The sequence below is a fragment of the Candidatus Omnitrophota bacterium genome (assembly GCA_040755155.1).
GTDB lineage: Bacteria > Hinthialibacterota > Hinthialibacteria > Hinthialibacterales > Hinthialibacteraceae > JBFMBP01.
This window is the reverse complement of sequence record JBFMBP010000010.1, coordinates 1-3960: the sequence shown is the minus strand read 5'-3', so window position 1 is coordinate 3960 and position 3960 is coordinate 1. Positions and strand designations below refer to the sequence as shown.

3 protein-coding genes are annotated in these 3960 nt (G+C 54.0%); 2 read left to right on the top strand and 1 reads right to left on the bottom strand.

Annotation, left to right across the window (positions count from 1 at the left end):
• A complete protein-coding gene (locus tag AB1656_01005) occupies positions 1-939 on the bottom strand; it encodes an SUMF1/EgtB/PvdO family nonheme iron enzyme (protein ID MEW6233940.1) in 939 nt (312 codons plus the stop codon).
• Between the two features lie 209 nt (positions 940-1148).
• Between AB1656_01005 and mqnE the strand changes: the two genes are divergently transcribed.
• Together mqnE and AB1656_00995 are read left to right on the top strand one after the other, a co-directional pair.
• Positions 1149-2243, top strand: coding sequence for an aminofutalosine synthase MqnE (gene mqnE / locus AB1656_01000; GenBank protein MEW6233939.1), 1095 nt, complete (start codon positions 1149-1151; stop codon positions 2241-2243).
• A 169-nt stretch (positions 2244-2412) separates the two neighbouring features.
• The gene (locus tag AB1656_00995) at positions 2413-3750 is read left to right on the top strand and encodes an HAD family hydrolase (GenBank protein MEW6233938.1); all 1338 of its coding nucleotides are present in this window, start codon (positions 2413-2415) and stop codon (positions 3748-3750) included.
• Positions 3751-3960 lie beyond the last annotated feature (210 nt).

The following is a 3960-nucleotide window of genomic DNA, read 5'->3' as shown; positions in this document are numbered from 1 at the left end:
TCAGTTTCCCACCGGCATGACCAACCGGAAGCCGACATAGTTGCCAAGAAAATCGGGAGTGCGAGGGTATCGGTAAGCCGAGCGGCAATATTGGGCGATAGCCCCATAATACCCGCCGCGATAAACGCGATTGGCGGCGCGCGGCGAATCTACCCATGCGCTCCCGTTCTGCGGCGCGCCGGTATAGTAATCGTGCCAGTCGTCTTCACACCATTCGTAGACGTTGCCGCTCATATCGAACAGTCCCCAGGGATTCGGCAGTTTCAGTCCCGCTTGCTTGACGTCGTCGGGCTTATTGTTGCCGCTATACCATGCATAATTGTTGATTAATGTTCCATCAGCGTCGTCTCCCCAATAAAACCGGGAAGTTGTTCCCGCCCGGCAAGCGTATTCCCATTCCGCTTCCGTAGGCAGGCGGAAAGCGCCGACGCCTAGCGTATTCATTTTTTCCAGAAACCGCTGACAGAGATCCCAACTGACGAAATAAGCGGGATAATCGTCTCCTTTGACGTTACTCCATGCGAGTTCGCTCCCCATTACCGCTCGCCATTGCGCTTGAGTCACTTCATATTTCCCCATATAAAAATCTTTGGCGAACTTCACGCTATGTTGGGGTTTTTCGAGGGTTTTTACTTCCCCATCGGGACTGCCCATGACGAATTCTCCGTGGGGAATCCGGGCCATCGCCAACGGTTTCGCTGCGGGGACGAGATTGGGGAGGGGGATGATGACAGATTGGCCGGTATAATCGATGGGAGTGGGCGTGGGCTGGACTTGTCCGCCAATATGCCAATTCTTCATCAATATCATCAAGTCTTGCGAATCGACGGCGCCGTCGTTGTTCAAATCTCCGAGGATGGGAGTGGGCGTAGGGGCTTGAGCGGCGCATATCGGCGCCATCAAAAAAAATATCAACCATCCATGCGCGTATCGTTTCATGAATTCCTCATTAGAGCCTTCCATTTGGGATTCGCCTGTCCATCGCCGATCATACTCACTTTTCCGGCGGGAATCAACGATATAATCTATAGAGAATTGGCTGGTTTTTTGGCTTCCGCTTTGGGCGCCGAGAGAAGCGCCGCACTTTCCACGGCTGCCGTTTGGCGCCAAGATAATTAGTGAAACCGGAACGAAATGGAAAATCGAAAATGACGATCGAGGCGATGGAAGAGAAAGTTCGAGCGGGCGAACGCATCGGCGCTGAGGAAGCGCTGCGCCTGTTTCATACGCCGGAAATTCATGCCCTAGGCCGCATGGCGGAAATACTGCGGCGGCGATGGAACGGAAATCGCGTCTATTACATCGTGAACCGCCATATCAATTACAGCAACGTCTGCGAGGATTCCTGCCGGTTCTGCGCCTTCGCCAAGAAGCCGGGAGAAGAAGGCGCGTTTACGTATTCCATCGAAGAAATGTTGGAGCGCGCAGAAGAAGGAGCGGCTCAGGGAGCGGCGGAATTTCATATCGTCGGCGGGCTGCATCCCCATTTGCCCTATTCTTACTATCTCGATTTGCTGCGGGCGCTGAAAAGCCGCTTTCCCGCCATTCATTTGAAATGCTTCACCGCCGTGGAGATTTCGCACTTGGCGCGGCTATCAAAGCAATCCATCGAAAAAGTTTTGACGGATCTGATCGAGGCGGGACTCGGCTCGCTTCCCGGCGGCGGAGCGGAAATGTTCTCGCAGCGGGTGAGGGACGCCATGTGCCCCGGCAAATTGTATGTGGACGAATGGAAAGAGGTTCACCGCATCGCTCACCGTCTAGGTCTGCGCAGCAATGCTACTATGCTCTATGGGCATATCGAACGTCCGGAGGAAATCGTCGATCATTTCGAACATCTGCGGGCCTTGCAGGACGAAACCGGCGGTTTTCTTACCTTCATTCCGCTGCGCTTCCAATCGCGCAATACCCGGCTCAACGGCGTCATGTGCACAGGATTGAAAGACTTGCGGGTTCACGCCGTCGCCCGGATTTTTCTGGATAATTTTCCGCATATCAAATCGTACTGGACGATGCTGGGCGTCAAATGCGCCCAGGTGATGCTGAAATTCGGCGCCGACGACTTCGATGGAACGGTAATGGACGAGAAAATCGTCCATGCGGCGGGATCGGATTCGCCGAAGATGCTGACGGCGCCGCAAATCCAGCGGCTGATCCGCGAAGCGGGATATGAACCGGTGGAACGGGACACTTTGTTTCGACCGATGGAAAGGAAGCAGCCTCTTCCCGCCGCCGTGGCTTAACTTCGCCCTTTGGGCTATGAGCTAGAGCGTTTCAGGATTGAGTAAACATGTTTCTCCGTTTCAGTGAGAATCAGCCTCGCGATAAAATGCCCTCGTCCTCCGGGAGAGGGCGAGGATGGGGGGGCTAATCCTCAACGTTTTGGCATTGAATCGAATCGGAATTGCTCGAATGGGGAATATCGCGTCTATGGCCGATCTGCCTGCTTCATTCAAAGACATCGAACTCATCATACTGGATATGGACGGGGTTCTCACCAGCGAAGAAGCCTATTGGGACGCGGCGGGACTCGTCGTGAGAGACCTCTTGGAAAGCCCCGCCTATTTGGGATTGAATCCGCAGGAATATTCGCCGATCGCAGACGTATTCTACCGTAAATTGGCGAACGGCCTGCGTTCCGATTGGCGAAGATATTTACCCACTCCGCTGATCGTCAACTGCAAGGCGCGGGGCATCAACAGCAATTGGGATTTGGCCTACCTTACCGCCGGGATTTATCTCGTTGCTCTTTTTGCGCCTTCCTTTCGCCTGTTTAGCGAGTTTTTAGGAATAAATACTAACCGTGAAGAAAACGGCGAAAATCGCGCCGGAAGCGATTCGGCTTTTCGCGAATCGCTTTCCCCCATCTGGAATCATCTCAGCCGCGCCGCTTTAGACGGGAAATGGGGAGAATTTTTCAGGAAAAAGGATTTCTATCTTTGGGGAGAGTATTTCCGGCTCATGAAACGCTCCATCGTCCCCATCAAGAAAATCGAACTCCTGATTATGGACGACTTTCATCCCGATATGCGCGGGCTTGGCCTGTTGGACGAATTGAACACGCTGCTGCAACGGCATCCCACACGCCGCCTTCCCTTGTTCGGGCGGCGCACGCTTTTATGGGAAGATTGCCAGGATTTGTTTCAGGAATGGTATTTGGGTGAGGAATTGTACGGCGAAACCTATGGCCGCCCGATTCTTTACCGTCCCAAACGCGGATTGATCCATAAAGAAGAACCTTTGCATGGAAGGCAAAAAACGCACGCCTGCTTGAAGAAATTGCGGCAAGCGGGGTATACCCTGGGCATCGCCACCGGACGCCCGCGCATGGAAATCGCAACCCCATTGCAGCGTTGGGATATGCTCTCTTATTTCGACGAGAAACGGATCGTTACTCATGATGAAGTAGAGAAAGCGGAGGCGGAATTGAAGCGGCGAGGAGAGGAGCGGAACCTCGGCAAGCCTCATCCCTACGCCTTTTTGCAGGCGATTTATCCCGAACGCAAACCGATCGAATTGGCCAGCGATGAAGGAGCGCCCATCCCCGGCGCGCATAAGATCCTCATCGTCGGAGACGCCGTCGCCGACATATGGGCCGCCCAGAAAATCCACTGCCCCTGCGCGGCGCTGTTGAGCGGAGCGCTGGGCGCCGGAGGACGCAAACAACTGGAAGAAGCCAATCCCACCGTTCTCTGCAGCCATCTGCCGGAACTGACAGATGCGATGGCGGCGTTAAAAAGCGGAGGATGAACTATCGGCGTCTATCGGACAACAATATATTCCCCTCCCCAATCGCGCTTCCCGAATAGGGACGCATGGCGGGGTGGCAAGGGCAAGGCGTCAGCCTGCCCTTGAGAGATCGATCAAAGGCAGACTTTGTCTTCCCTTTCCCGCCCCGTCTATTCTCCTAAAGCCTTATTTTGAAATTATTTTTTGACGCAAAATGGTTTTTCATAGCTA